Here is a 25,957-nt window from a genome sequence, read left to right on the forward strand (position 1 = left end):
CTTGCTATTTTGATAATAAGAATTATTCTCATTGGAAAGTTATCCAAGGAGAGTAGTCATGACTTATCTGATCGATGCCTGGCTGGACCGCCCTCATCCGTATCTGCGCATTCTCCATCGGGAGACCGGTGAAGTGTGCGCGGTGCTCGAAGCAGAGGCGCTGGACGAACTGCGCGACCAGGGCGATCTGGACCTGCGCGGGCTGAATTCGAATGAGCCGGGGGTGCTGAAGGAGCTGGTGCGCAACTTGTTTCTGTTCTGCTATGCACGGGCATTGCGCCCGGTGGGAACAGACTGGAACTGACAGTTCTAGCGAGCCGGGAAAGGGCCGCAACGCGGCCCCAGCGGTATTACAGAACGTCGAGCAGTTCGACGTCGAACACCAGCACGCTGTGCGGCGGGATGCTGCCGACGCCCTGGGCACCGTAGGCCAGTTCGCTTGGCACATACAGGCGCCACTTGCTGCCGGCGCTCATCAATTGCAGGGCTTCGGTCCAGCCTGCGATCACACCACCGACCGGGAATTCGGCTGGCTGACCACGATCATAGGAGCTGTCGAACACGGTGCCGTCGATCAGGGTGCCGTGGTAGTGCACACGCACCTGGTCTTCGCGCGATGGCTTGGCGCCTTCACCTGTGCTCAGCGCTTCGTACTGCAGGCCCGAATCCAGGGTGACGATACCGTCGCGCTTGGCGTTGTCGGCCAGGAACTGCTTGCCGGCTGCCGCTGCAGCCTCGGCCTTGGCGGCCGCCTGGGCTTGCATCACTTCACGGATAACCTGGAAGCTGGCCGACAGTTCGGCCTCGCTGACGCGGCTGTCTGCACCGTTGAAAGCGTCGGTCAGGCCGGCCACGATCGCGTCCAGGCTCACACCTGGCGGCGGGTTGTCACGCAGCTGGCCACCCAGCTGACGGCCGATGCCGTAGCTGACGCGGGTTTCGTCGGTAGACAGGGTGATCTCGGACATTGTCATGCTCCACTGCAGGGCGCAGCGCAGCCACGCCCTTGATGAAAAGGGCGAGCAGCCTAGCATATCGAGAGACACCTCGCTGCACGCGGCAGACCACCGCGTGCAGCTGAAGTTGTGGTTAGTGCTTGGTGAGCTTGTCCAGGTAACCCATGCAGAACGCCGAGACGACGAAGGTCATGTGGATGATGACGTACCACATCAGGTAATCGGTGGAGATGTTCTGGGCATCCATGAACACCCGCAACAAGTGGATGGACGAAATGGCCACGATCGACGCAGCCACCTTCATCTTCAGCGAGGAGGAGTCCATCTTGCCGAGCCAGTTGAGCTTTTCCTTGCTCTCATCGATATCCAGCTGCGAGACGAAGTTCTCATAGCCGGAAATCATCACCATGACCAACAGGCCGCCGACCAGCGACATGTCGATCAGCGACAGGATCACCAGGATCAGGTCGGCTTCGCTCAAGGCGAAGACGTTGGGCAGAACATGGACCACTTCCTGGAAAAATTTCAGCGCAAGGGCCAATAGGCCCAGGGACAGGCCGAAGTAGATGGGGGCGAGCAGCCAGCGGGAGGCATACATCGCATTTTCGAGAATACGTTCCATGGAGGATGGGGACTCGTAGGTGGCTGGAAAAACGACCGCGAGTATAGCCAGCCGCCTCATGCAGCAAAAGCTGGATGACTGCCCCAGCCTTTTCAGGTCTCAGGATGAAACTGATAATCGCCGAGGTTTTTGGTGCGCTCGCCGTTCATGCGCCGCAACTGCGCCTGCAGGTGCAGGCACCAGATGGGCGGGTCTTCGTTGAGCTGATACCCGTGCAGAGTCAGGCTGTCGACGATGGCATTGAGTATGGACTCGGCCACTTGCGGCCCGTGAAACGGCCCCTGGGCCTTTACCGCCGAGGGTTGTTCACCGGCCATGCCGGCGGCGAACAACAATGTCCACATACCGGTATCGCCAGCCAGGGGCCGAATGCTGCATTCGATGCGGGTCACAAGGCCCAGGCACTGACGTGTAAGGCTGAGGTTGCGCATGGCCGCGTCCTCTGAAAGCTCTGTTCAGCCCTGCGAATGGGCTGTCTTCATCCTGAACACTGATAGCGTCCTTGGTTCAGCATAGAAGAGCGCCAGCAAAAGATGGAAAACCGGCGCCGAACGGTAGCCATTGGCCGCCAGCGCCGGTTTATTGACTCAAGCAGGTTTAGCTTGCGCAATTACCTCTTCAAGACGTTCCTTCTCCGCCTTTTCGATATCTTCCTCGCTGATCATCTCGGCAATCTCGCGCAGCCGTTCGACCACGCGCGCATTGACGCTGCCTTCGGTAAACTGCCCTTTCTCGTCAGGCACACCCGCCTCCTCACCTACCAGCAGGCTCAGTGCCTCATCTGCCTGGCTGACCGCATACACGTGGAAAGTGCCGCTCTCAACCGCCTGCAGCACCCGTTCGTCGAGCATGAGCGTGGCCACGTTGGCACGTGGAATGATCACCCCCTGCTCACCGGTCAGGCCACGGGCTTCGCAGAGCCTGAAGAAACCTTCGATCTTCTCGTTCACACCACCGACCGCCTGCACTTCTCCGAACTGGTTGATGGAACCGGTGATCGCAAAGCACTGCTTGAGCGGGGTGCGCGAGAGGGCCGAGATCAACGTGCAGGCCTCACCCAGCGAGGCGCTGTCGCCGTCCACGTAACCGTAGGATTGCTCCAGAGCGATGCTGGCCGAGATCGCCAGCGGGAATTCCTGGGCATAGCGACTGCCCAGGTAGCCGGTCAGGATCATTACCCCCTTGGAGTGGATGGGCTGGCCCAGGTTGACCTCGCGCTCGATGTCGACGATACCGCTGCCGCCCGGGTACACGGTGGCCGAGATACGCGCGGGCATGCCGAATGCCGAGTCGCCCACCTCCAGCACGGTCAGGCCATTGCATTTGCCGATGGCCGCGCCCTGGGTATCGATCAGAATGATGCCGGCCAGCATATCGTCCAGCACCCGCTGCGAGACCCGCCCGGTGCGCGTCGCCTTGGCCTTGAGTGCACGTTCGATATGGCCAGCATCGGTCATTTCGTCGTTGGCCAGCTGACGGATGAAGTCGGCCTCGCTGACCAGCTGGAACAGATCGCCGATCCGGGCCGAGAGCCGTGCCTGGTTTTCAGCCAGTCGAGCGCTGTAGGTGGCCAGTCGGGCTACCGCGTCGCTGGTCAAGGGCGCCATGCCCTCCTCGTTGGTACGGGTGCGCAGCAGTTGGGCGAACTGCTCCAGATTCTCGTCGACCATGGGCATGTCTTCGTCGAAGTCCACCAGCACCCTGAACATCTCCTGGAAGTCCGGGTCGTGGTCCTGCAGCGCGTAATACAGCTGACGCGAGCCGATGATCACCAGCTTCACGTTGAGCGCAATTACCTGCGGGGTGAGGCTGACGGTTGCCACCCGGCCCAGTTCGCCCAGGGGTGACTCCATCTTGAGCTTGCGCGATTGCAACGCGCGTTTGAGCGCATCCCAGACAAAGGGCTCGCCCAGCATCTTCTCGGCTTCCAGGATCAGGAAGCCACCGTTGGCCCGGTGCAAGGCCCCTGGACGCAACTGCCGGTAGGAGGTGTAGAGCGCGCCCTGGTCGGTGCTGTACTCGATGCGACCGAACAGGTTGTCGTAGGTCGGATGCGGCTCGAACACCACCGGCGCCCCGCCGTCATGATGATGGCCCACGACCAGGCTGGGTGCGTACTGCTCTTCGAGCATCTTGCGCGCCACGGCGTCAGTCTTGCTGTCTTCGACCAGTTGCTCGACCACCGTGCGCAACAGGTTCAGTTGCACCGATTGCAGGTAGGCACATACGGCAGCGTTTTCGGCGTACTTTTCCGACAACGGTGCCAGCAAAGGCTCAAGCGCCAAGGTGATGGTTTCTTCGTTGAGCTGACGCAACTGGTTGTTCGATTCACGCTTCCATTGCGGGAGGCTGGCCAGCTCTTCGTTCAAACGCTCCTCGAGCAGGGCGATGTCTTCGTGAAACTGTTCGCGCACGTGCTCAGGCAACTGGGCAAACTCAGCCTCATCCAGAGCCTTGCCGTCTGCCATCGGCGTGAAGGCCACGTTGCTGGCATCGCGGTACAGGGCCACGTCCTTTTCCAGCGAAGCGCGCTCGATCACATCCAGGGCGCGGTCGTAGCGCTGGTTGAAGGCGCGGTCGATGGCGCCTTTTTTCTGCTGATACGAGGGGTGCTCGAACACGGCCGGGAACGTCGCCAGCAAGTTGTCGATCAACCCGTTCATGTCGGCGATGAAGTCCCCGGCACTGCCCGATGGCAATTCCAGGGCTCGCGGCTCGCGGGTGTCGTCGAAGTGATTGACGTACAGCCAATCGGATGGGGTCTGCTGACGCTTGCCCTCGGCCTTGAGGTAGCGTTTGACGAACGAGAAGCGGCCGGTACCGGGCTCGCCCATGACGTATACGTTATAGCCGGGGCGCGGCATGGCCACGCCGAATTGCAGGGCCTCGACAGCACGCTCCTGGCCCAGTACGCCGCGGAACGGCTCCAGATCGTCCGTGTTGGTGAAAGCAAACTGCTCGGGAGAGAAACGCCGGGTGAGGGCTTCAGGCGCAAGACGCAGGCGCGCAGCGACAGGATCGGGCATTGGGTTTCCTTACTTCGGCGGGGCAGATACGCAGCATTCTGGCGCTGCCTGCGCGCGGGTTGCAAGGCTCCTGGGGATTTATGTCGCAGGTGCGACGGTGTCTTGTACAAGCAAATTTTTCGCAATCAGTAACGCAACCTTTGGAACATGCCTAAACTCCAACTTGCGCGGGTGGGTGAAATGCTTTCCCGACCTGGCACCCGAGTTGCCAGAAACCTGACCCTTGGTTTAAGTCAAATAGAGAATAAATGCTATGAAACGGATTCTTCTGGGTACTCTGTTCACCGTCGCTTCGCTCAACGCCATGGCCGACGCGCCAGGCGGCCCGAACTGCGGCTGGGGCAACATGCTGTTCGAAGGCCAGCGCGGCACTCCGGCACACTTCCTGGCTTCCACCACCAACGGCACTTCCGGTAACGCCACTTTCGGCATGACCTCCGGCACCAACGGCTGCTCCACCAAGTCTGCACTGACCTACGGCGGCAAATCGTGGTTTGCCATGAACGGCATGATGAACGAGCTTTCCGAAGACATGGCCATGGGTCAGGGTGAAGCACTGACCACCTACGCCGTGGTACTGGGCGTGGCGCCGGAAGACCGTGCGCACTTCGCATCGGTTACCCACGACCACTTCAACCAGATCTTCAGCAGCGCCGACGTCAATGCTGAAACCGTGCACAGCAACACCCTGGCCGTTCTGAAGAACGACCCACGCCTGGCCAAGTACGCTACCGAAGCCTAAACGCGCGTTTCCCGCCCCGGTTCCGGGGCGGGTCTCTCTTTCTTCGGCATCGTCTGGAAGTAGTTGCCCGATATGCTCAAACGCCTTGCCTCTCTGGCGCTGTTGCTCTGCGCCCCTGTTCATGCTGCGCCGATGCTGGATCAAAGCCGTCTCCAGCAGTTGGCCAGTACCCCCTACTGGATTGCTTTGGGCCATTACGAAACCGGCAAGCTCGGTGGCTGGCGCAGCTACGTGGATGATGACGCCTTCTTCCTTGCCCAGGATGGCGCACACCATCCGGACCGAGAGCTGAAAGCGACTGTACAGGCGCTGTATGCCCCGGCAAGCCTGGGCGACAAGCACGCCCAATGTGTATTCCCGGCCCGTACACGCTGGCTCAAAGAGCAACTTGGCCTACAGGATTTGCCGCAACCCCAGTGCCAGGAATTCAAGACCTGGTACCAGTCGATCGACCCGCACAGCGCCGCGTTGATCTTCCCGGCTGCCTACCTGAACAGCCCCTCGTCGATGTTCGGGCACACGCTGCTGCGCATCGACCAGTCCACTACCCGCAGTGACGACACCACGCTGCTCAGCTATGCGATCAACTTCGGCGCGTACATCGAAGGCAGCGACAACAGCATTCTGTATGCCTGGAAAGGGTTGGCCGGTGGCTATCCCGGGCTGTTCGCGCTGATGCCCTACCAGGAGAAACTGTCGGAATACCGCAGCCTGGAAAACCGCGACCTGTGGGAATACCAGCTGGACCTCACGCCAGAAGAAACTGGCCGCATGGTCGAGCACGTCTGGGAACTGAAACAGATTCAGTTCGACTACTTCTTCTTCGACGAGAACTGCTCCTATCGCCTGCTGGAGTTGCTGCAGGTGGCTCGGCCAGGCCTGGACCTGACCTCGCAGTTCCCGCTGACCGCCATACCGACCGACACCGTGAAGGCGGTGAAGCAATCGGGCTTGGTCGCCAGTGAAATCTACCGGCCATCACGCGAACGCGAACTGCTGGCGCGTGCTGAGCCACTGGACCATGACGAGAAACGCCAGGTGCTGGCTGTAAGCGCCGACACGGCGCAATTGCAAAGCCCCGCATTCAAGGCACTGCCCCGTGAGCGGCAGGCCTTGGTACAAGACGCCGCCTACCGCCTTGAGCGCTACCGAGCCAATGGCCAGGAACGTGACCCCGGCCAAGCCAAGCGCAGCTTCGAATTGCTACGCGCGATCAACACCAACCCGCCGCCGCCGTTGGCCATCGAGCGCCCGGGCTTGCCCGAGGACGGCCATGATTCGCGGACCTGGCAATTGGGTGTGGGCACTCGCCAAGACCGCGCCTATGCCGAGTATGGCCTGCGCATGGCCTACCATGATCTCAACGACAACGCCTACGGCTTCCCATTGGGGGCGCAGATCGAGATCCTGCAACTGAAAGTGCGTCAGTACGAAGGCAATGACTGGCAAGTGCAACGCCTGGACCTGGCAACCATCCGTTCGCTGACACCGCGCAACGAACTGCTCAAGCCTTGGTCGTGGCAAGTGGCCGGCGGCCTTGAGCGAGTGCCGGGCAAACACGATGACGAGGTGCTGGTGAGCCACGTCAATGGTGGCGCCGGTGGCACCTGGCAGCTGGGTGATGACCTGCTGGGCTTTGCACTGGGCACGGTCCGTGTAGAACACCACAACGACTTCGCGCAATTCATCGCGCCTGCCGCAGGTTTCAATGGCGGGCTGCTGTGGCGCAATGGGCTTGGCAACATGACGCTGGAGGCCAAGGGCGATTACTTCACCAATGGCGAGGTGCGCCGAAGCGTCAGCCTGAACCAGCAGTGGGAAATCAGCCAGAACCTGGGGCTGCGCCTGAGTGCCTCGCGCCAGTTCAGCCACCTGTCCACAGCGCAGAACGAGGTGATGCTGGAAGTGAAGTGGTATCACTATTGATGGGCTGGTTTGTTGCGAAAGTGTTCATGTTTACAGCGGAACTGCGGCCAGTGGCCCGCCTCGACCAGTCTTTGACACGGTTTTGACAGCACGCCCACAACTGGCCTTCTAGACTTTACCTCGATGGCATGAGGGCAAGGTCTATGGGGCGGTTCTGGTGGGGTCTGTGCGTGGTGATGCTGCTGTCGGGGTGCGAAACGACTCACGAGCAGATGCTTGGCCAAGGGTTTCCCCCTGCCTACGCCGATGGCTTCGAGGACGGGTGCAGCAGCGGCCGTCAGGCCGCGGGCGTGCCGGCGGGTGATTTCCGCAAGAATGTGCCGCGCTATCTTCAAGACCGGCAGTACGAGGCTGGCTGGGACGATGGCTTTCGCCAATGCCAGGCCATGCAGGAGCGCGCCGAACAGCAGCGCTACCACGAGCGTTTCTGGGACGAACGGGACCGTCAGTGGCAGCAGGAGAAAGACCGCGGCGCCGCCCGCGCCTGGCGCTGAAGGTGTCGCAGCTGGACATCGCTTGAAACCCTGCCCCTGCCATGATGGTCTTCTGCACAAGGAGGCACTCATGAGCCGAGCATTCGTCAACGAAGACCAAGCCGCCGCCCAGGCCGACCAACCGGTCGAGCGGCGTGTCAGCGACCAGCGTAATTACGTCACCGCCAACGGCCTGCGCCAGCTGCAACGGCGCCTGACCGAACTCAATACGTTGCGCAGTGAATTGCAGGCTCAGGGCGAGCGTGCCGACAAACAGCGGTTAGCCGAAGTCGAGCGGGATCTGCGGTATTTCGCCGCCAGGGTGCAAAGTGCCCAGGTGGTGCCGGCAGCTCTGTCCACCGAAAAAGTGCAGATAGGCAGCCGCGTCAGGTTCATCGACGATCAGGACCAGGAACACTTGGTGTGCCTGGTTGGGGAAGATGAGGCTGACGCGGCACGTGGCCTGATCAACTGGGGATCACCTCTGGGCAGGGCCTTGCTGGGCGCAGCCCCGGGAGATGAAGTGACATGGCGCCGGCCTGTCGGTGAACAGGCCATCGAGATCATCGAGATCGAAGCGGCGGGCCAATAGCCCACCGCAGCCGGCCCGGCGAGGCCGCTCAATACCCGAGTAGCCGGCGATGGGCTGCGAAGCCTCACCCCATCAGACGACCCCCTGGGCCAGCATTGCATCAGCCACCTTCACGAAGCCCGCAATGTTGGCCCCTTTCACATAGTTGACCCGGCCATCGTCCTGCTCACCAAAGTGAACGCAGGCGTGGTGAATCGACTGCATGATGCCATGCAGCTTGCTGTCAACTTCGCCGGCAGTCCACAGCAAGCGCATGGCGTTCTGCGACATTTCCAGGCCCGACACCGCAACGCCACCGGCATTGGACGCCTTGCCGGGCGCATAGAGGATGCCCGCCTCGAGGAAGATGTCCACAGCCGCCAGGGTCGTCGGCATGTTGGCGCCTTCTGCAACGCAGATACAGCCGTTGGCCAACAGCGCCTTGGCATCCTCGATGTCCAGTTCGTTCTGCGTCGCGCATGGCAGCGCGATGTCGCAGGCCAGGCTCCACGGCGTCTGGCCCTTGCGGAACTCCAGGCCGAACTCCTCGGCCAGCTCGCTGATGCGGCCGCGCTTGACGTTCTTGAGGGTCATCACCGCTTCCCACTGCGCGTCGGTGAGGCCCGCTTCGGCGTACAACGTGCCTTCGGAATCGGACAGCGAGATCACCTTGCCCCCCAGGTCCATGACCTTGCGCGCCGCATACTGCGCGACGTTGCCCGAACCCGAGATCGCCACGCGACGACCGTCGATGCGCTGGCCCTGGCGCTTGAGCATCTCCTCGGCAAAATACACACAGCCATAGCCCGTGGCCTCCGGACGAATCAGGCTGCCGCCATAGGTCATGCCCTTACCGGTCAGCACGGAGGTGAACTGGTTGGCCAGACGCTTGTACTGACCGAACATGTACCCAATCTCACGGGCGCCTACCCCGATATCCCCGGCCGGTACATCGCAGTCGGCGCCGATGTGACGGTACAACTCGCTCATGAAGGCCTGGCAGAAGCGCATCACTTCGGCGTCGCTCTTGCCCTTGGGATCGAAGTCAGACCCACCCTTGCCACCGCCCATGGGCAGTGAGGTCAGGGAATTCTTGAAGACCTGCTCGAATGCCAGGAATTTCAGAACACTGAGGTTCACCGAAGGATGAAAGCGCAGGCCGCCCTTGTAAGGGCCAATGGCGCTGTTCATCTGGATACGGTAACCGCGATTGACCTGGACCTTGCCCTGATCGTCCACCCACGACACCCGGAACAGCACTGCACGCTCAGGCTCGACCATGCGTTCGAGAATGCCCGCTTGCAGGTAGTGCGGGTTGGCTTCCAGAAAGGGCCACAAGGTGCGCAGCACCTCTTCGACAGCCTGGTGAAACTCCGGTTGGCCAGGGTCCCGCTGTTGCAGGCGTGCAAGGAAATTGTCGACGGATTCGATCATGGTAGACATCTCACCAAGAGGATTGGACTTATTGGTTTTTCCCGAATGTACCAAGAAGCAATTGCCCTGCAACAGGGCGAAATGTCGTTTTATTGAAATAATTTGGTGCGTTTTATGTAAATGTATACAAACCATCGGGAAAAATGGGGGCGATCGTTCAACCATCACACGCCAGATCCCAGGCGCCTGAAGGTCTGGCGTAGGCTCTCACGACCTACCGAAAGAATCGCGCCAGTTGTGCTACACGCACGAAAATGGGGCCTCTGAAGGCCCCATTTCTGTGCAGCAAAATCTGGCTTATTGCGCCAGCTTCTTGTGCCGCACACGGTGCGGCTGTGCAGCGGCGTCGCCCAGGCGCTTCTTGCGATCGGCTTCGTACTCGGTGTAGTTGCCTTCGAAGAACACCACGTTCGAGTCGTCCTCGTACGCCAGGATGTGAGTCGCGACGCGGTCCAGGAACCAACGGTCGTGGGAAATCACGATAGCGGCGCCGGGGAAGTCCAACAGTGCCTCTTCCAGGGAACGCAAGGTTTCGACGTCCAGGTCGTTGGACGGTTCGTCGAGCAGCAGGACGTTGCCGCCCTCTTTCAAGGTCAGCGCCAGGTGCAGACGGCCACGTTCACCGCCCGAGAGGTCCTTGACGAACTTCTGCTGGTCGCCACCTTTGAAGTTGAAGCGGCCCACGTAGGTACGCGACGGGATTTCGTAGTTGCCGATACGGATCATGTCCGAGCCGTCGGAAATCTGCTGGAACACGGTCTTGGCACCGTCCAGGTCCTCGCGGCTCTGGTCGACACAGGCCAGTTGCACGGTTTCACCGATCTCGATGCTGCCCGAATCCGGCTGTTCCTTGCCCATGAGCATGCGGAACAGGGTGGATTTACCGGCACCGTTACCCCCGATCACGCCCACGATTGCACCCTTGGGCATGGCGAAGGACAGGTTGTCGATCAGGACGCGGTCGCCATAACCCTTGGTCACGTTCTTGAATTCGATGACCTTGTCGCCCAGGCGCGGACCGGCCGGGATGTAGATCTCGTTGGTTTCGCTGCGCTTCTGGAATTCCTGCGACTGCAGTTCTTCGAAACGCTGCAGACGTGCCTTGGATTTGGACTGGCGAGCCTTGGCGCCTTTGCGCACCCACTCCAGTTCTTCCTTCATGGCCTTTTCATGGGCGCTTTGCTGCTTGGATTCCTGGGCCAGACGGTCGGACTTGGCTTCCAGCCAGCCCGAATAGTTACCTTCATAAGGAATACCAGCGCCGCGGTCGAGTTCCAGGATCCAGCCTGCGACGTTGTCGAGGAAGTAACGGTCGTGGGTGATGGCCACCACGGTACCGGGGAAGTCGTGCAGGAAGCGCTCGAGCCAGGCGACCGAGTCAGCGTCCAGGTGGTTGGTCGGTTCGTCGAGCAGCAGCATGTCGGGCGCCGACAGCAGCAGACGGCACAGGGCGACACGGCGCTTTTCGCCACCGGAAAGGTGCTCGATGCGTGCATCCCAAGCCGGCAGGCGCAGCGCGTCGGCGGCCACGTCCAGCTGGCGTTCCAGGTTGTGCCCGTCGGCGGCCTGCAGGATGGATTCGAGCTTGGCCTGCTCGGCAGCCAGCTTGTCGAAGTCGGCGTCCGGCTCGGCGTAGGCCGCGTAGACCTCGTCAAGGCGCGCCTGGGCGTCCTTGATGACGCTGACGGCTTCCTCGACCACCTCACGGACCGATTTGCTCGGGTCCAGCTGAGGCTCCTGGGGCAGGTAGCCCACGTTGATGTCAGGCATCGGACGGGCTTCGCCGTCGAATTCCTTGTCGACGCCCGCCATGATCCGCAGCAGCGTCGATTTACCCGCGCCGTTGAGGCCCAGCACGCCGATCTTGGCGCCAGGGAAGAACGACAGGGAAATGTTCTTAAGGATTTCCCGCTTCGGCGGCACGACCTTGCTCAGCCGATGCATGGTGTAGACGTATTGAGCCAAAACCAAGCCCTCTAATTCAGATAGGTAAAGACATCGACGATCGCCCCAGCGGGTCGGCCAGGGTCGGGTGTCGTTGAACAAAGTGGACCATTCTACGCCAACGCGCAGTATTTGATAGGAGGCGCCGAGCGCAACAACGCGCCGGCATCACGGCGCTGTACACGCCTGGATCTGCCGGCGGTGCAGGCTTGGAACGGTCGTCGAGCAGCAGCGATCATGCCCTGCGGCCGCGCCTGGTGAGCAGCCCTTGCTCAGACGTGACGCTGGCGCACCTTGCCCCGTGGCAGTCGGCAACGGTCGCCTTGCTCGGCCAGGCGCGCCGCCCAGGCGGACTTGACGCAGAACCCGCCCGAGCGCGCAGGCTGCGCAGCGCCGACACGATTATCAGAGGTGCCGGACGTGACCGATGCCGCCGTCGGCGCATGTGGGGCGGCGCCAACCACTGCAGCTGGGACGGGAGCCTTGGCAGACTTGCGCAGCTCGGCCAGCGACGGCGCCTTGCTTTTGGTAGAAGTGGCCGCCTCGGGCTTGGCCAGTGAGCGCTGGCACGATTTGCAGGACACGTCCTCGGTCACGGCAGAGCTGACAAGGGTCTGACTGCTGCGCCCACAGGCGGAATCGAGGCCATTGATGGAAAAATGAGTAACCAAAACCGAACATCTCCCAAGCATTGTCATGTAAAGCGGGCGGTATTCTCGCACAGCAGGCATGCGCTTGCCGAATAGGGGCGGTCAGAAGCATGAATGGCACTGGCACTTTGCCATAATGCGAGGCATGCTAGCCGGTTTCGAGTGGTCGGCTTATAGTGCGCCACCGCGCATCGGTTACCTCATAAAAAAAGCATACGCCATGCCCGCCCCCTCCCTGCCATCGCCAGGCCCATCGCAGGATCGACGCTTGATCACACTCACTCCACCGCCGTCATCGCGTAGCGTGTCCAAGGCGCCCGCTGCCAGCCTGCGCGGGTCGATCAAGGGTGCGCTGGCATTGCTCGCCCTGATTCTGCTCGGGCTGCTGCTATGGCAGCTGTTCGCGCAGTTCAGCCTGACCCAGGCCGAACTGCGCAACAAGCGCCTGGAAGACACGACCGAGCTGGCGGACCACCTGGGTCTGAACATGGCGCTCAAGGCGCAGCAGGCCATCAACCTGCTCCAGCCCTACCCAACCGTGGCGGCATCGGCAGCTGGGCCCCTGGTGGTCACGCTGCGCGAGCGAGTGCCTGCGCTGCGCAGCGTGGTCTGGATAGACGATGCCGGGCAGATCGTTGCCGACAGTGCACCTGCCAGCGGCGACCACGCAGTCATCGGTGAGGTGCTGAGGCTCAACCAGGAGCGGCCGTATTTCTTTACCAATGCGCCCAGCAACGCCAACGTGTACCTGTTGCTGAGCCAATCACCAGGCCAAGGCCATTGGCTACTGCGCTTGTCGCCTGATTATTACCGCGCGCTTACCGGCCACCTGCACGAAGCTGACCATCTGCTATGGCTGCTGGAAAACAGCCGTACAGGCGAGGTGCTGCAACGCGACCTGGCCGCCGAGCGCCCCGACGCGCCCTTGCAGAGCGTCATGCTGGCGTTCATCGACAACAGTGCCTGGCAACTGCGCGGCCTGTTCGACGCTGACCGGGCGCGCAATGACCTGCTGCCTGCCTTGATAGGCAAATGCCTGCTGGTGCTGTTCTGCGCCCTGCTCCCAGTGCTGGCGCTGGTCAACATGCGCCGCCGGCAGCGGGCCTTGCAGGAAGACCGCAGGCGTTATCAGGAGATCTTCGAAGGCACAGGTGTGGCCCTGTGCGTGCTGGACCTGTCCAGTTTGCCCGGCCAACTGGACCGCTATCACGTGCGCAACCGCGCCGCGCTCAAGCACAGCCTGATGCTGGACCCTCACCTGCGCCGCTCGCTCCTGGCGCAACTGAAGATCACCGAAATCAACCAGGTAGCGCGCCAGTTGCTTCAAATCGAAGACCACCAGCAGGCCTGGCAGCGCCTGATCGACGACAGCGGTGACGGCCAGGACAGCGTTGGCATGCAACTGCTCGAGGCCTTGATCGACCAACGCCCGTCCCTGGAGCTCGAGGTGCGCCTGCCTGCTCCGCATGGCGACGCACTGCACTTGTGGCTCACAGCGCGCCTGCCGCAATTGCGCCGCAACTACCAGGCCGTGATCCTCAGCATCAGCGACATCACCAGCCGCAAGAAGGTGGAGCTGTCGTTGCTTGAGCGCGAGCGGTTCTGGTCGGACGTGGTGCGTACCGTACCGGATCAGCTCTACGTCCAGGATATCCACAGCCAGCGGATGATCTTCAGCAACCGCCACCTGGGCCAGACGCTGGGGTATGACCGCACGGAACTGGCCCGCATGGGCGACCGCTTCTGGGAGCTGCTGCTGCACCCCGAAGACGCCGCGCATTACCAGGACCTGCGCCAACAGCAGCTCGACAACGGCCATGACTTGCCGCTGCACTGCCAGCTGCGTTTCCGGCACCATGATGGCAACTGGCGCTGCTACGACATACGTGAGCAAGTGCTGGCTCGTGACGCCGACGGCCGGGTGACGCGCATCATCGGTGTAGGCAAGGACGTGACCGTACAGATCGAGGCGAGCCAGTCGCTGCGCGACAGCGAACAGCGCTATCGGATGCTGGCCGAAAGCATCAGTGACGTGATCTTCTCCACCGACAGCCAGCTCAAGCTCGACTACGTAAGCCCCTCGGTGCAAAGCGTGCTGGGCTATCACGCCGACTGGATCTTCGCCAACGGTTGGCATTCGATCATCGCCAACCCCGCCCAGCTCACGGGCATCTACGGGTTGATGGAGCGGGTAAGCAAGGCGATGGACGACCCGGCTCAACTGGCCGAACTGCGTGGCCAGTTGCCGACCCAGCTGTTCCTGTTCGACTGCCTGCGCGCCGACGGCCGCAAGATCCCCATCGAGTTGCGCCTGGTACTGGTCTGGGATGACGACCAGCGTTTCGAGGGTGTACTGGGAGTAGGTCGCGATATCAGCCAGCAGCGCCGTGCAGAGAAAGACTTGCGCATGGCCGCGACGGTTTTCGAGCACTCGACCTCGGCCATACTGATCACCGACCCTGCCGGCTACATCGTGCAGGCCAACGAGGCATTCAGCCGGGTCAGCGGCTACGCGGTCAGCGAGGTGCTGGACCAATTGCCGAGCATGCTGGTCATGAACGACCAGCAGCAGGCGCACCTGCGCTACATCCTCAAGCAGCTCAACCAGCGTGGCAGCTGGGAGGGCGAAGTGTGGCTCAAGCGCCGCGATGGCGATCACTACCCGGCCTGGGTAGGCATCACTGCCGTGCTGGACGATGAAGGCGACCTGGCCAGCTACGTGTGCTTCTTTACCGACATCAGCGAGCGCAAGGCCAGCGAACAGCGCATTCACCGCCTGGCCTACTACGACGCACTCACGCACCTGCCCAACCGTACGTTGTTCCAGGACCGGCTGTACAATGCCCTGCAGCAGGCCGAGCGGCAGAAGGCCTGGGTGGTGTTGATGTTCCTGGACCTGGACCGTTTCAAGCCTATCAACGACTCCCTTGGCCATGCCGCGGGCGATCGCATGCTCAAGGACATGGCGCTGCGCTTGCTGGCTTGCGTAGACGAGGACGATACGGTCGCGCGCATGGGCGGCGATGAATTCACGCTGCTGCTACAGCCCCGGCCTACCCGCGAGCTGGCGTTGAACCGCGCCATTCACGTGGCCGAAAACATCCTCGGCAGCCTGGTCAAGCCGTTCGTGCTGGAGAACCGCGAGTTCTTCGTCACGGCCAGCATCGGCATCGCACTCAGCCCGCAGGATGGCGGCGAGTTGAGCCAATTGATGAAGAACGCCGACACCGCCATGTATCACGCCAAAGAGCGCGGCAAAAACAACTTCCAGTTCTACCAGGCCGAGATGAACGCCAGCGCCCTGGAGCGTCTGGAACTGGAAAGTGACCTGCGCCATGCCATGGAGCAGAACGAATTCATTCTGTATTACCAGCCGCAATTCAGCGGCGACGGCAAGCGCCTGACCGGTGCCGAGGCACTGCTGCGCTGGCGGCACCCCACCCGCGGCCTGGTGCCACCGGGCGACTTCATTCCCGTCATCGAAGAACTGGGCCTGGTGGTGGACGTCGGTGATTGGGTGCTGCGCGAAGCCAGCCGTCAGCTGAAGGCCTGGCACAAGGCCAAGGTGCGTGTGCCGAAAGTGTCGGTCAACATCTCCGCGCGCCAGTTTTCCGATGGTCAGCTGGGTACGCGGATCGCCAACATCCTGGAAGAAAGCGGCCTGCCACCGGCGTGCCTTGAGCTTGAGCTGACCGAAAGCATCCTGATGCGCGAAGTGAACGAAGCGCTGCAGATTCTGGCCAGCCTCAAGAACCTGGGCCTGAGCATTGCAGTGGACGATTTCGGGACCGGCTATTCTTCGCTCAACTACCTCAAGCAGTTCCCGATCGATGTGTTGAAGATCGACCGTACCTTCGTCGACGGCTTGCCCGAAGGTGAGCAGGATGCGCAGATCGCCAGGGCGATCATCGCCATGGCCCACAGCTTGAACCTGGCGGTCATCGCCGAAGGCGTCGAGACTCATGAGCAACTTGAGTTCCTGCGTGAGCACGGCTGCGACGAAGTACAGGGCTACCTGTTCGGACGACCGATGCCGGCGCATCAGTTCGAGGCACAGTTCGCCAATGAGACGTTGTTCATGTTCAATTGAGCCGCCCTTGACCCTGCCTTCGCGCTGCGGTTGAAACGGCAGCGAGGCCCCTCACGCCTGGTCGCGCACCACACGCAGGCAACGCCAAAACCGGACCTGAAAGTCAACTCGAATGCCCGCCCAGCCCAGCAACGGCGCGGGATGCAACATGAGCCCCACTGGTCCGCGACTTGATGCCACTTCATATGCCAGCGGCGGGTCAATGGGGTAGAATGCCCACCCACTTCACCCCCGATCCTTGAGGACCGCCATGTTCAGCCGTGATTTGACCATTGCCAAGTACGACGCCGAGCTCTTCGAAGCCATGCAGCAAGAAGCCCTGCGCCAGGAAGAGCATATCGAGCTGATCGCCTCGGAAAACTACACCAGCCCGGCCGTCATGGAAGCCCAGGGTTCGGTACTGACCAACAAGTACGCCGAAGGCTATCCAGGCAAGCGCTACTATGGTGGCTGCGAATACGTCGACGTGGTCGAGCAACTGGCCATCGACCGCGCCAAGCAACTGTTCGGTGCCGACTACGCCAACGTCCAGCCGCACGCTGGCTCCCAGGCCAACGCCGCTGTCTACCTGGCCCTGCTGTCGGCCGGTGACACCATCCTGGGCATGAGCCTGGCCCATGGTGGTCACCTGACCCACGGTGCTTCGGTCAGCTCGTCGGGCAAGCTGTACAACGCCGTACAGTACGGCATCGACGGCAATGGCCTGATCGACTACGACGAAGTCGAGCGCCTGGCGGTCGAGCACAAGCCGAAGATGATCGTTGCCGGTTTCTCGGCGTACTCCCAGGTACTGGACTTCGCCCGCTTCCGCGCCATCGCCGACAAGGTCGGTGCCTACCTGTTCGTCGACATGGCGCACGTGGCGGGCCTGGTCGCCGCCGGCGTCTACCCTAACCCGGTGCCCTTCGCCGACGTCGTCACCACCACCACGCACAAGACCCTGCGCGGCCCGCGCGGCGGCCTGATCCTGGCTCGCAAGAACGAAGAGATCGAGAAAAAGCTCAATTCCGCGGTCTTCCCAGGCGCCCAGGGTGGCCCGCTGGAGCACGTGATTGCAGCCAAGGCCATCTGCTTCAAGGAAGCTTTGCAGCCAGAGTTCAAGGCCTATCAGCAGCAAGTGGTGAAAAACGCCCAGGCCATGGCCAGCGTCTTTATCGAGCGTGGCTTCGACGTGGTATCCGGTGGTACCGAAAACCACCTGTTCCTGCTGTCGCTGATCAAGCAGGACATCTCGGGCAAGGACGCTGACGCGGCCTTGGGCAAGGCGTTCATCACCGTCAACAAGAACTCGGTGCCGAACGACCCACGCTCCCCGTTCGTCACCTCGGGCCTGCGTTTCGGCACCCCGGCCGTGACCACTCGCGGTTTCAAGGAAGCCGAGTGCCGTGAGCTGGCTGGCTGGATCTGCGACATCCTCGCCGACCTGAACAACGAAGCGGTGATCGACGCCGTGCGCGAGAAGGTCAAAGCCATCTGCAAAAAGCTGCCGGTGTACGGCAACTGATCGCTGATTGCTAACTGGAAAGCCCGGCCAGGTGCCGGGCTTTTTTGCATCCTGCGTTAGGAACCCGTTCCGGTTATCCCCTGTGCGCATCAGCATAGATTTCTGAGTTCGTCCCTGAAACATTGGAGGCATGCGATGACCCACAGCGTGGAGACTCACATACGCGTCTAGCGGTAACACGTTTAATCTGGTCCAGCAGGAAGCTGGGCTTGTTGCGATGCGTGTTCAATCGTCTGCATGCCTGTGCTGACGGCCACGCACCCGCTTTCCAACTCCCCAAGCCAGGCACAGACCCTGGCTATTGGAATTGCCTGGATTCGATACAGTAAGTCAGCAAGTCCTGGTCACTGTCGACATTGAGTTTGCGCATCGCCGACACCTTCTGCGCGCTGACTGTCTTGTTGCTGCGCGACAGTTGCCGGGCGATATCACCTACGGTCATCCCAGTGACAAAGAGCCGGATGACCTCGAGTTCTCTGGGGGACAGCTGATTGAAGCGTGCCTCGACCTTCACGGCTTCGCGCACCACGGATGTGGGTGCCGGCAATGGGCTTCGGTACCGCCGCCGCTTGCGGATGGCACTCAGCGCTTTTTCGATTTCATCATGCAGGTGATTTTTCTGAATGACCCCTGCCACACCCAGTTCCTGAAGCCGGGACAGAATCAACCCGTTAGAAATCATGGTCAGAATGATGACCTGGGTGTCCGGGAAGTGACGCAAAATGTACTCGATAAGTTTGAAACCATCCCCGTAGGTGCAATCCCCCGGCATATTGAAGTCGGTGATCAAGGTGCGAGGGTTGTGCAGGCGCAGTTGATCGATCAATTCAGATGAGTTGGTGGCTTGACGGACGACTTTATAACGCCCGATGCGTTGAATGACTTCACGCACCCCCAGCAGAACGATGGGATGATCGTCAGCGATGACAACCTTGTGATGAGGCATGCAGAAATACTCCAATAGGGGACAAGGCTCATCCGGGAATCTCGTCTGACAAGCGTTGCGCGACCTGGGCAAGCCGCTCGCACAACGCACGGACTTGCCCGCCCAGGCGTGCGTCCAGCGGCAGTTCCTGCAACATGTTTTCCAGTCGCTGGCATGCGGTGTACAACGCGGTCGCGTTGATGCTGGCCAATGCACCGCTCAAACTATGCAACCGTTGTTCGACCAGAACTGCATCGCGCTCGATCACCCCCTTTTCCAACTGTTTGATGTCGCTTGCCAACGTCTGGGCAAGCAATTGGCGCATGGGCTGGGACAATTGAATCCAGCCTGAAAAATCCTCACTGCCCGGGTCGGTTGCAGCCTGAGTACCAGTCGATCCAGGGCAGTGGTTCATCAGTACCTGCCGCAGTGCACCAAGGCTCAGAGGCTTGACGATCCATGCGGTCATACCCGCTTGCAGGCAACGCTCACCTTCTTCGCGCAGCGCATTGGCGGTGATGCCGATGATGGGTACGTCCACGCCTGCCTCTCGCAGCGTGCGGGTCAGCGCGTAGCCGTTCATTTTGGGCATGTTGATGTCGGTGATGACCATGTCGAAACGCTTGGCGTGCCAGAGTTGAAGTGCCTGGTGGCCATCAGCCGCGACGGTTGGGTAAGCCCCGATGGCTTCGAGCTGCTCACGCATGACCGCCTGGCTGACTGGGTTATCCTCAGCCACCAAAACGCTCAACTTCAATGGTGCAGACGGCGCCTGCGACCCCTCTTTTTGCACAGGCACCACGGTCGACGAGGAGGCTACAACGGGCAGGCGTATGAACAGTGAGAAGCTGCTCCCAAGGCCAGGCTCACTGACCACGCGCATGGTGCCGCCCATCGACTCACTCAAGCGTGAACAAATGGAAAGCCCAAGCCCGGCACCTCCTCCTTCCTGCCCTGCCGATACCTGGTAGAACGGTTTGAACAGATGCTCCAGGGCCTTTTCGGGAATCCCTTTTCCGGTATCCGTCACCTGCCATTGCAATAACACATCCTGATCGCCGCGCTCTTGAACGATCAAGCGCAGGCGTACGCGTCCAGAGGGGGTGAACTTGATCGCGTTGCCTAGCAAGTTGTGCAGGATCTGCCTGATCCGCCCGGCATCCCCTTCTACCTGTGCAGGCACATGGGCGTCTATTTCAGCTTCAAGCTGCAGCCCTTTACTTTGAGCTGTGGCTTCGAAACTGGCCTGTGCGTCGTCGACCAGCTGACGCGGATCGAAAGCGGCATGCTCGAATGCCATCTGCCCAGACTCGATCTTGGTCACATCCAGAACGTTACTGATCAGCTGGAACAGCACTGTCGACGAGTTTTCGATGATTTGCAGGTAATGCCGCTGGCGCTTACTGAGCTCGGTCAGCGAGAGCAGTTCAAGATTGCCCAGCACACCGTAGAGCGGGGTTCTAATTTCATGGCTCATGGTAGCCAGGAAAACAGTCTTGGCCTCATTGGCAGCCGTTGCACGCTGGTGGGCCTGGTTGAGCTGCAATTGCTCGTCGACGTGGCGGGTGATGTCATTGCAGCCGCAGAGGAACACGTCTTCTCCGTCGTAACGGGTAGCGACCGCTACCACCTGGACGTAACGCCCGTCTACCTGCAGGCACAGTTCGCCCGGCGCCTGGTCGCCGTGGTTATCGCGCAGCAGTTGAAGCACCGCTGCGGTAACACCCAGTTGTACCGCGCATTCGTTTTCCAACAACACCCTGTGATCGTGGCGCCTCACAACGCACAGCCCGACCGGCACGTTGTGAAGGATGATGCGGCTGAAGGCCTCGCTTTCCGCCAGCCGGACTTGAGCTCGCTGAGCGGGTCGAACGATGCGCGACTTGTACCAGTGATTGACCCAGAGCCCCAGCAGGATCGCAGCGATGATTGTCAGCGCCAGGCCAAGCAGCGGCCATTTGGCGTAGCGCAGAAAGTCCCCGTAGCTGATGGCATACAGCCCAGTCCACGCGTCTCCCGACGACGACATCATCTTGAAACGCAAGCCGCTCCGGTTGAAGCTCAGGCCAAGCGGGGCCAGATCACCCTTGCCGCGCTCTCCCATCAAGACCTTGCCATCTGGGGAAATCAGGGTGAACTGGTTGTAGACCGATAGCCTGAGCACACGCTCGAATTCATCGACCTGCTCCGTATCCATTACCGCAGCCAAAACCATTTGCCTATCGCCCGTCGCACTCGGCTTGAGGGTGTGCTCGGGCGCCAACTTCAGAAGCGCGACCATGCGCAGGTTGTCGTTGTAAAGGCGTGCTGGCGCTCGCACCCAATGGACACGCTGGTCGGGCAGCACGTCGGGTTGAGCCAGCAAGTGCACCAGGCGATCGACCACGGTTACATAATGGCGAGGCAGCAGCGGCTGATGTTGACGCTGGTCGCCAGCAGCGGGCACGGCAATGCTTGCGCCCGCTCCCCGTTCGAGCACGAACAGTTGTGGCGATGCGTAGAACGAGCGGGCCCAGAACCCCCCGTAGTAGTCGGTCAGACGCAACCCCAACCCCAAGGCGCCGCGTATTTCCTGGTCCCGGAAATCGCCGGTGTAGGCCAGGGTGAAGGGTAAGGAAAGTTCGAATCCCTTCGCCTTGAGCAGTGTCTTGCCGTCGATGCTCGTTGAATCGAGCATTGTGACACCCTGCTCCACGGGTGGAGGAAGCTCGCCACCGGCTGGCATGCTGTTGGCCAGATTCTGCAGGAAGATCTCGTGCTCATGGATGATTTCGATCACCCGGGCAAAATGCAGCTCCAGCCGCTGCTGCTCCGATTCAAGCAGGCGCGACACTGCCCAGTAACACGTACTGGACAACAGCAGCATGAGCCCGCTGAGCAGCAGGATTGCCTTGTTCAGGCGCTGAGAGCTGCGCGCAAGTTTGTCCATGCGCAAGCTTGCATTTTTCATGGTGTTGATCGTCGACATCACTCTATGAAGGTGAGAGTGCTCCAACAGACACAAAATTCATGCCATATAGCGACATATTTACGTAGCTGAAACGTTTATTCGAGCATCCGATTCTTTATTCAACGCTCTGCCCGTTTAGCAAATAGAGCATGTTGTCTCGGTCCACGGCTGGAGAGATGATGAACCCCTGCACCTGGTGACACTGGGCCTTGCGTACAACTTCCAATTCCTCTCGCGTTTCAACACCTTCTGCTACTGTCACCAGCCCCAACGCGCGCCCGAGGTGGACGGCACTGGCCAAGGCGATGGCCATGTCGGGGTTGCATGCACAACCACTGACCAAGGAGCGATCAATCTTCATTTCGGTGAAAGGCGTGGAGATCAGGTTGGAATAGGAACTGTACCCTTTGCCGAAATCATCCTGTGCCAGGCCGAAGCCCATCATGCGCAGCCGGCACGTCCCTGCAAAGTAATCGCTGGAGCGCCGGGTGGTCGACGTTTCTGTCAACTCGAAGGTGATGGTCCTGGGGTCGGCGCCTCGTCCTCGAACCTTTCGGTGCAGCGTGTCGACCAGATCGGGACGGTCCAGCAGGTGCGTGGGCAGATTGATCGAGACCGGTAGCCTGTATCCTTCTGCGGCCCAAAGCGATTGAGCGCTAAGCGTTTGCTCAAGCATGTTGCACAGCAGCGGCAAATCAAGCCTTGCAGCCTCCAAATCGGGCAGAAATGCCCGCGGCAGCAAGAGACCTTCGGCTGGATGCAGCCATCTGGCCAGGGCCTCGGCACCGACGATCCTGCCGTCGAGCAGGGATTTCTTGGGCTGAAACCACGCCTGTATCTCGCCCGCCTGCAGTGCACGGGTAAGCGCGCTGGCCGAATGACCACCGGAACAGGATCGAGGTTGCAAGTGGCCTTGAGCGCAGGCGCTATCCATGTAGCGACGCAGTGCAGCGACATGATGCGCCTGCACGGGCTTGCTGATCATGCCGGCCAGGCGAATACCGAGGTTCTCGGCGACCTTGCCAACGCCGGCGAGCACGCGCGCAGAAGCCGCGGTCATCAGCCCCAGCGCCGGAGGCGTCGGTAGCAGGCTCATCTTCTGGATGAACTGTACGCCGTCCAATTGCGGCATCATCAGGTCAGTGACGACAAGGTCGTAGGCCTGGTTGCGCAACTGCTCGATCGCCAGGTTGGCATCGGCTTGCAGCGCGACGTCGAACCCACCGACGGACCGGAACAGCTGTGCCAGGTGCTGGTGTTGAAAGGGGTGATCCTCGACGATCAAGACGCGATAGATCATCAGGCCGCGCCCTTACGGTACGGCAGCAGGCACTGGTAGAGCGCGTGCAACGTGAAGGGTTTGACCAGAAACTGGTCCATTCCGGCGCCCAGGCAACGCTCCGCCTCATCGAGCATGGCGTTGGCGGTTGCGCCCACAATGGGGATGGCATGGCCCTGTTGCCGCAGGTGCTGCGCCAGCTGGTACCCGTTGATCCTGGGCATGTTCACGTCGGTCAGCACCAGGTCGAAGACTTCCTTCTGACACAGCGCCAGCGCTTGCTCGCCATCATTGGCAAGAGTGACCGTGCAGCCGAGCTTCTCCAGTTGATCCCGCAGGATCAGCTGGTTGATGACATTGTCCTCAGCCACCAGCACATGAATGCACAGTTTGGTTTCGATCATTGCTTGACGGGCTGTGGCGCTGTGTCGGGCCTCGATGCCCTGGGCCTGGCTCACCGCCTGGTTAAGGCACTGAAGATTGTTCAGCCCCACCTGCCAGTATTGAGTCGAAGGGCGAGAAAGCGCGTGCTCATCGGCGCAGGCCAATACCAATGGGCCAGGCCATTGCCTGATGACAGCCGAGCTGGCAGGCCCTGGACATAACTCGACCAGTACGATGCCCGGCTCATGACGGACGTCCGGCACGGCAATCGCCTGCGCCCGGGCACCCCAGCGACGCAGCCACCCAGCGGCATGATCGGCCAGTTCGGGAACAGGTGAATAAACCATCACGCCTTGGTTGAGCAATGGCTGGGCCCAGCTCTGATCTTCATCGAGCGCCAATTGCCCGAGCGGCAGCGTGAACGAAAAGCTGCTGCCCAGGCCCGGCTCGCTGAACACACGAATCGACCCGTTCATCAACTCGACCAGCCGCTTGCAGATGGACAGGCCCAGGCCGGTCCCTGCCACCGTGTTGGTACTGGGACCACTTTGAAAGAAGGGCTCGAACAGGTGCTGCTGGTCCTGCTCGGGGATGCCCTGCCCCGTGTCCACTACCTGCCAGCGCAGCATCATGCGCTCCCCTTCGACCCCAACCAGGTGAAGCCTGACCATGATTCGGCCACTGCGGGTGAACTTGACCGCGTTGCTGAGCAGGTTGCCAAGGATCTGGCGGGTACGCGTCGTGTCGCCCAATACCTGCTCAGGAAGCTGCGGGTCCATGCAACTGAGCAACTGCAACCCTTTGGTGTGCGCAGCCCCCATATAGCCCTGCATAACGTCCTGGGTCAGCTCGACGGGTGAGAACGCACTGACTTCCAGCGCCAGTTGCCCGGCCTCGATCTTGGACACATCCAGCACATCGCAGATCAGCTGCAGCAAGGTGGCCGATGAGCCTTCGATGGCATTGAGGTACCCCCTTTGCTGGCTATCGAGGTGGGTGCGCGAAAGCAGTTCGAGCGTTGCAAGCATGCCGTAGAGCGGTGTGCGGATTTCATGGCTCATGGTGGCCAGAAACAGTGTTTTCGCTTCATTGGCAGCATCGGCCAGCGCCCTGGCCTGTTGCAGCGAAAGCTCGGCGGTTTTTCGTTCGGTGATGTCGCTGAAGGCGCAGATCAGAACATCTTCGCGTCGATAGCGGGTAGGTGCATAACTCAGACACAGGTGACGACCATCGGCCATTTGCAGCTCTTCTGTGCAACTGGTCTGCGCAGGCTTGCCAAACGCACGGGTAATCCAGTCCTGACAGGCTCGGGTTCGCTCATCGCCCATTACAAGCCACTGCTCGCTCAGCCGATTGGCCAACACCACCGCACCGTCACGACGACGCAATACACACAGCGCAACCGGGGCGGTGCGGATGACGGCACTGCTAAACGCTTCGCTTTCGACCAATGCCTCGATTCGAGCAGCTGCCGGGCGGATGAGTCGCAAGTCGACCCGGCGGACCAGCCACAGCATCAGCAGTGTGACGGCGACACTGATCAATACTGCCAGCCCGAACGGCAGAATCAGCACTGGGACGATAGAGGCCAAGGGTGTGCTGTAGATGATCTGCCAATCCGAATGGTCGAGCTGTTTGCGAATGCTCAGGCGGTCTGGGAGCCAATAGCCGCCTTCCCAACCGAAACCATCATCCACGTGCGTTGCCGTATGGCGCTGGGAAGTCAATTGCTGCTCGCGGTCCTTGCTGGCGATGATCTGGCTTGCACTGTCGACCAGCTGGAATTCACCCGCCTGCTCATGGCGCAACGCTGCCACCAGCTGCGGGCCCTCTACTTCAAGCCCCAGCCAACCTGAAGCGCGGTCGCGCTCATCCATGGCAATGAAAATGTAGAGCGAGGGCGGTTTATCGTCTCCAGGGTCCGCCAGCCAGATTTGCTCGTTTCCTGGTTCGCCAGTCGATCCGCGCAGGCGTTGCAGCACGGCGCTGGGAACCTGGGGTGGGACCTCGGGCCGGCTGTAGAGCCACTGCACCGACGCATCCAAAGCGTGCGGCACGTATACCAGGTTGGTCTGCTTGGTGCGCAAAAAATCCAGCATGCGCGGCGTCAGCCACAAGCTCCAGGTACCGCTGGGCTGACGGAGAACAATATGGACTTCCTCGCCCGGGATGTAAGTTTCGCTATCGCTGGCAGTGGCAGCGTGCTTGACCGTCGAGAGCCCCAGCGACTTGAGCAAGGTCTGACGGCTGACAAAGAAATCCTGGGCGTTGAAGATGGCCTCGTTCATGTACCTGCGCCGGGACGAAATCTCCTCGTTCAGGGTCATGCGCATGTAACCGTAGGCGCCGACATAGACACCCGCTACGAGGGTGATCGCAAACAGGCGTAGAAGATTACGCGCCGCAATAGGCGTTGACAGGTTCCACTGGGCGGCAGGTAACAGGTTGGCTAGCTTCATGCAGCCAGCCTAGGGGCGGCAC

18 protein-coding genes are annotated in these 25,957 nt (G+C 60.9%); 7 read left to right on the forward strand and 11 right to left on the reverse strand.

What is annotated here, in order from left to right; genetic code table 11:
- Window positions 1-58: 58 nt before the first annotated feature.
- A complete protein-coding gene (locus FS777_RS18090) occupies window positions 59-304 on the forward strand; it encodes a hypothetical protein (RefSeq protein ID WP_023533238.1) in 246 nt (81 codons plus the stop codon).
- A gap of 46 nt (window positions 305-350) precedes the next feature.
- Here the strand turns inward: FS777_RS18090 and FS777_RS18095 are convergent, their stop codons facing one another.
- The 4 genes from FS777_RS18095 to FS777_RS18110 form a co-directional block, all read right to left on the reverse strand.
- Window positions 351-968 (reverse strand): FKBP-type peptidyl-prolyl cis-trans isomerase, encoded by a 618-nt coding sequence (locus FS777_RS18095; RefSeq protein WP_145256786.1) that lies wholly within the window; start codon window positions 966-968, stop codon window positions 351-353.
- Between the two features lie 121 nt (window positions 969-1,089).
- Window positions 1,090-1,578 carry a TIGR00645 family protein gene (locus FS777_RS18100; protein WP_003247486.1) on the reverse strand — a complete coding sequence of 163 codons (489 nt, stop codon included), beginning with the start codon at window positions 1,576-1,578 and terminating at the stop codon, window positions 1,090-1,092.
- 92 nt (window positions 1,579-1,670) lie between these two features.
- Entirely contained in the window at window positions 1,671-2,009 is a 339-nt protein-coding gene (locus FS777_RS18105; RefSeq protein ID WP_145256789.1) for a hypothetical protein, read from the reverse strand.
- Window positions 2,010-2,165: 156 nt separating this feature from the next.
- A complete protein-coding gene (locus FS777_RS18110) occupies window positions 2,166-4,604 on the reverse strand; it encodes a Lon protease family protein (protein WP_058603100.1) in 2,439 nt (812 codons plus the stop codon).
- Window positions 4,605-4,857: 253 nt separating this feature from the next.
- Between FS777_RS18110 and FS777_RS18115 the strand changes: the two genes are divergently transcribed.
- The 4 genes from FS777_RS18115 (at window position 4,858) to FS777_RS18130 (ending at window position 8,337) form a co-directional block, all read left to right on the forward strand.
- Entirely contained in the window at window positions 4,858-5,346 is a 489-nt protein-coding gene (locus tag FS777_RS18115; RefSeq protein WP_023533283.1) for a DUF3015 domain-containing protein, read from the forward strand.
- A 72-nt stretch (window positions 5,347-5,418) separates the two neighbouring features.
- Window positions 5,419-7,272, forward strand: coding sequence for a DUF4105 domain-containing protein (locus FS777_RS18120; RefSeq protein WP_058638613.1), 1,854 nt, complete (start codon window positions 5,419-5,421; stop codon window positions 7,270-7,272).
- A gap of 143 nt (window positions 7,273-7,415) precedes the next feature.
- Window positions 7,416-7,766, forward strand: a complete 351-nt coding sequence (locus tag FS777_RS18125; RefSeq protein WP_145256793.1) for a hypothetical protein — start codon at window positions 7,416-7,418, stop codon at window positions 7,764-7,766.
- A 70-nt stretch (window positions 7,767-7,836) separates the two neighbouring features.
- Window positions 7,837-8,337 carry a GreA/GreB family elongation factor gene (locus FS777_RS18130; protein ID WP_058638615.1) on the forward strand — a complete coding sequence of 167 codons (501 nt, stop codon included), beginning with the start codon at window positions 7,837-7,839 and terminating at the stop codon, window positions 8,335-8,337.
- 72 nt (window positions 8,338-8,409) lie between these two features.
- Here FS777_RS18130 and gdhA read toward each other — a convergent pair whose 3' ends face one another.
- From gdhA to FS777_RS18145, 3 genes are all read right to left on the reverse strand, one after another.
- Window positions 8,410-9,750, reverse strand: coding sequence for an NADP-specific glutamate dehydrogenase (gene gdhA / locus FS777_RS18135; RefSeq protein WP_145256796.1), 1,341 nt, complete (start codon window positions 9,748-9,750; stop codon window positions 8,410-8,412).
- A 297-nt stretch (window positions 9,751-10,047) separates the two neighbouring features.
- Window positions 10,048-11,715, reverse strand: a complete 1,668-nt coding sequence (ettA, locus tag FS777_RS18140; protein ID WP_023533201.1) for an energy-dependent translational throttle protein EttA — start codon at window positions 11,713-11,715, stop codon at window positions 10,048-10,050.
- 251 nt (window positions 11,716-11,966) lie between these two features.
- On the reverse strand, window positions 11,967-12,365 hold the full coding sequence (locus tag FS777_RS18145; RefSeq protein WP_078479116.1) for a hypothetical protein: 399 nt from the start codon (window positions 12,363-12,365) through the stop codon (window positions 11,967-11,969).
- 199 nt (window positions 12,366-12,564) lie between these two features.
- On the opposite strand from FS777_RS18145, the gene FS777_RS18150 reads away from it, so the two are divergent.
- Together FS777_RS18150 and glyA are read left to right on the forward strand one after the other, a co-directional pair.
- Window positions 12,565-16,434, forward strand: a complete 3,870-nt coding sequence (locus FS777_RS18150) for a bifunctional diguanylate cyclase/phosphodiesterase (RefSeq protein WP_145256799.1) — start codon at window positions 12,565-12,567, stop codon at window positions 16,432-16,434.
- A gap of 250 nt (window positions 16,435-16,684) precedes the next feature.
- Window positions 16,685-17,938: a serine hydroxymethyltransferase gene (glyA, locus tag FS777_RS18155; protein ID WP_023533265.1), complete on the forward strand. Its 1,254-nt coding sequence runs from the start codon at window positions 16,685-16,687 to the stop codon at window positions 17,936-17,938.
- A gap of 298 nt (window positions 17,939-18,236) precedes the next feature.
- Here glyA and FS777_RS18160 read toward each other — a convergent pair whose 3' ends face one another.
- The 4 genes from FS777_RS18160 to FS777_RS18175 all read right to left on the reverse strand — a co-directional run bounded on the left by FS777_RS18160 (window position 18,237) and on the right by FS777_RS18175 (window position 25,935).
- Entirely contained in the window at window positions 18,237-18,884 is a 648-nt protein-coding gene (locus FS777_RS18160; protein WP_145256802.1) for a response regulator, read from the reverse strand.
- 28 nt (window positions 18,885-18,912) lie between these two features.
- Window positions 18,913-21,813, reverse strand: coding sequence for an ATP-binding protein (locus tag FS777_RS18165; protein WP_145256805.1), 2,901 nt, complete (start codon window positions 21,811-21,813; stop codon window positions 18,913-18,915).
- A gap of 115 nt (window positions 21,814-21,928) precedes the next feature.
- Window positions 21,929-23,116: an EAL domain-containing protein gene (locus FS777_RS18170; protein ID WP_145256808.1), complete on the reverse strand. Its 1,188-nt coding sequence runs from the start codon at window positions 23,114-23,116 to the stop codon at window positions 21,929-21,931.
- On the reverse strand, window positions 23,113-25,935 hold the full coding sequence (locus FS777_RS18175) for an ATP-binding protein (protein ID WP_145256811.1): 2,823 nt from the start codon (window positions 25,933-25,935) through the stop codon (window positions 23,113-23,115). The genes FS777_RS18170 and FS777_RS18175 overlap by 4 nt, the downstream gene beginning before the upstream one ends.
- Window positions 25,936-25,957 lie beyond the last annotated feature (22 nt).

Source organism: Pseudomonas sp. DE0157 (assembly GCF_007678615.1).
Taxonomy (GTDB): Bacteria; Pseudomonadota; Gammaproteobacteria; order Pseudomonadales; family Pseudomonadaceae; genus Aquipseudomonas; species Aquipseudomonas parafulva_B.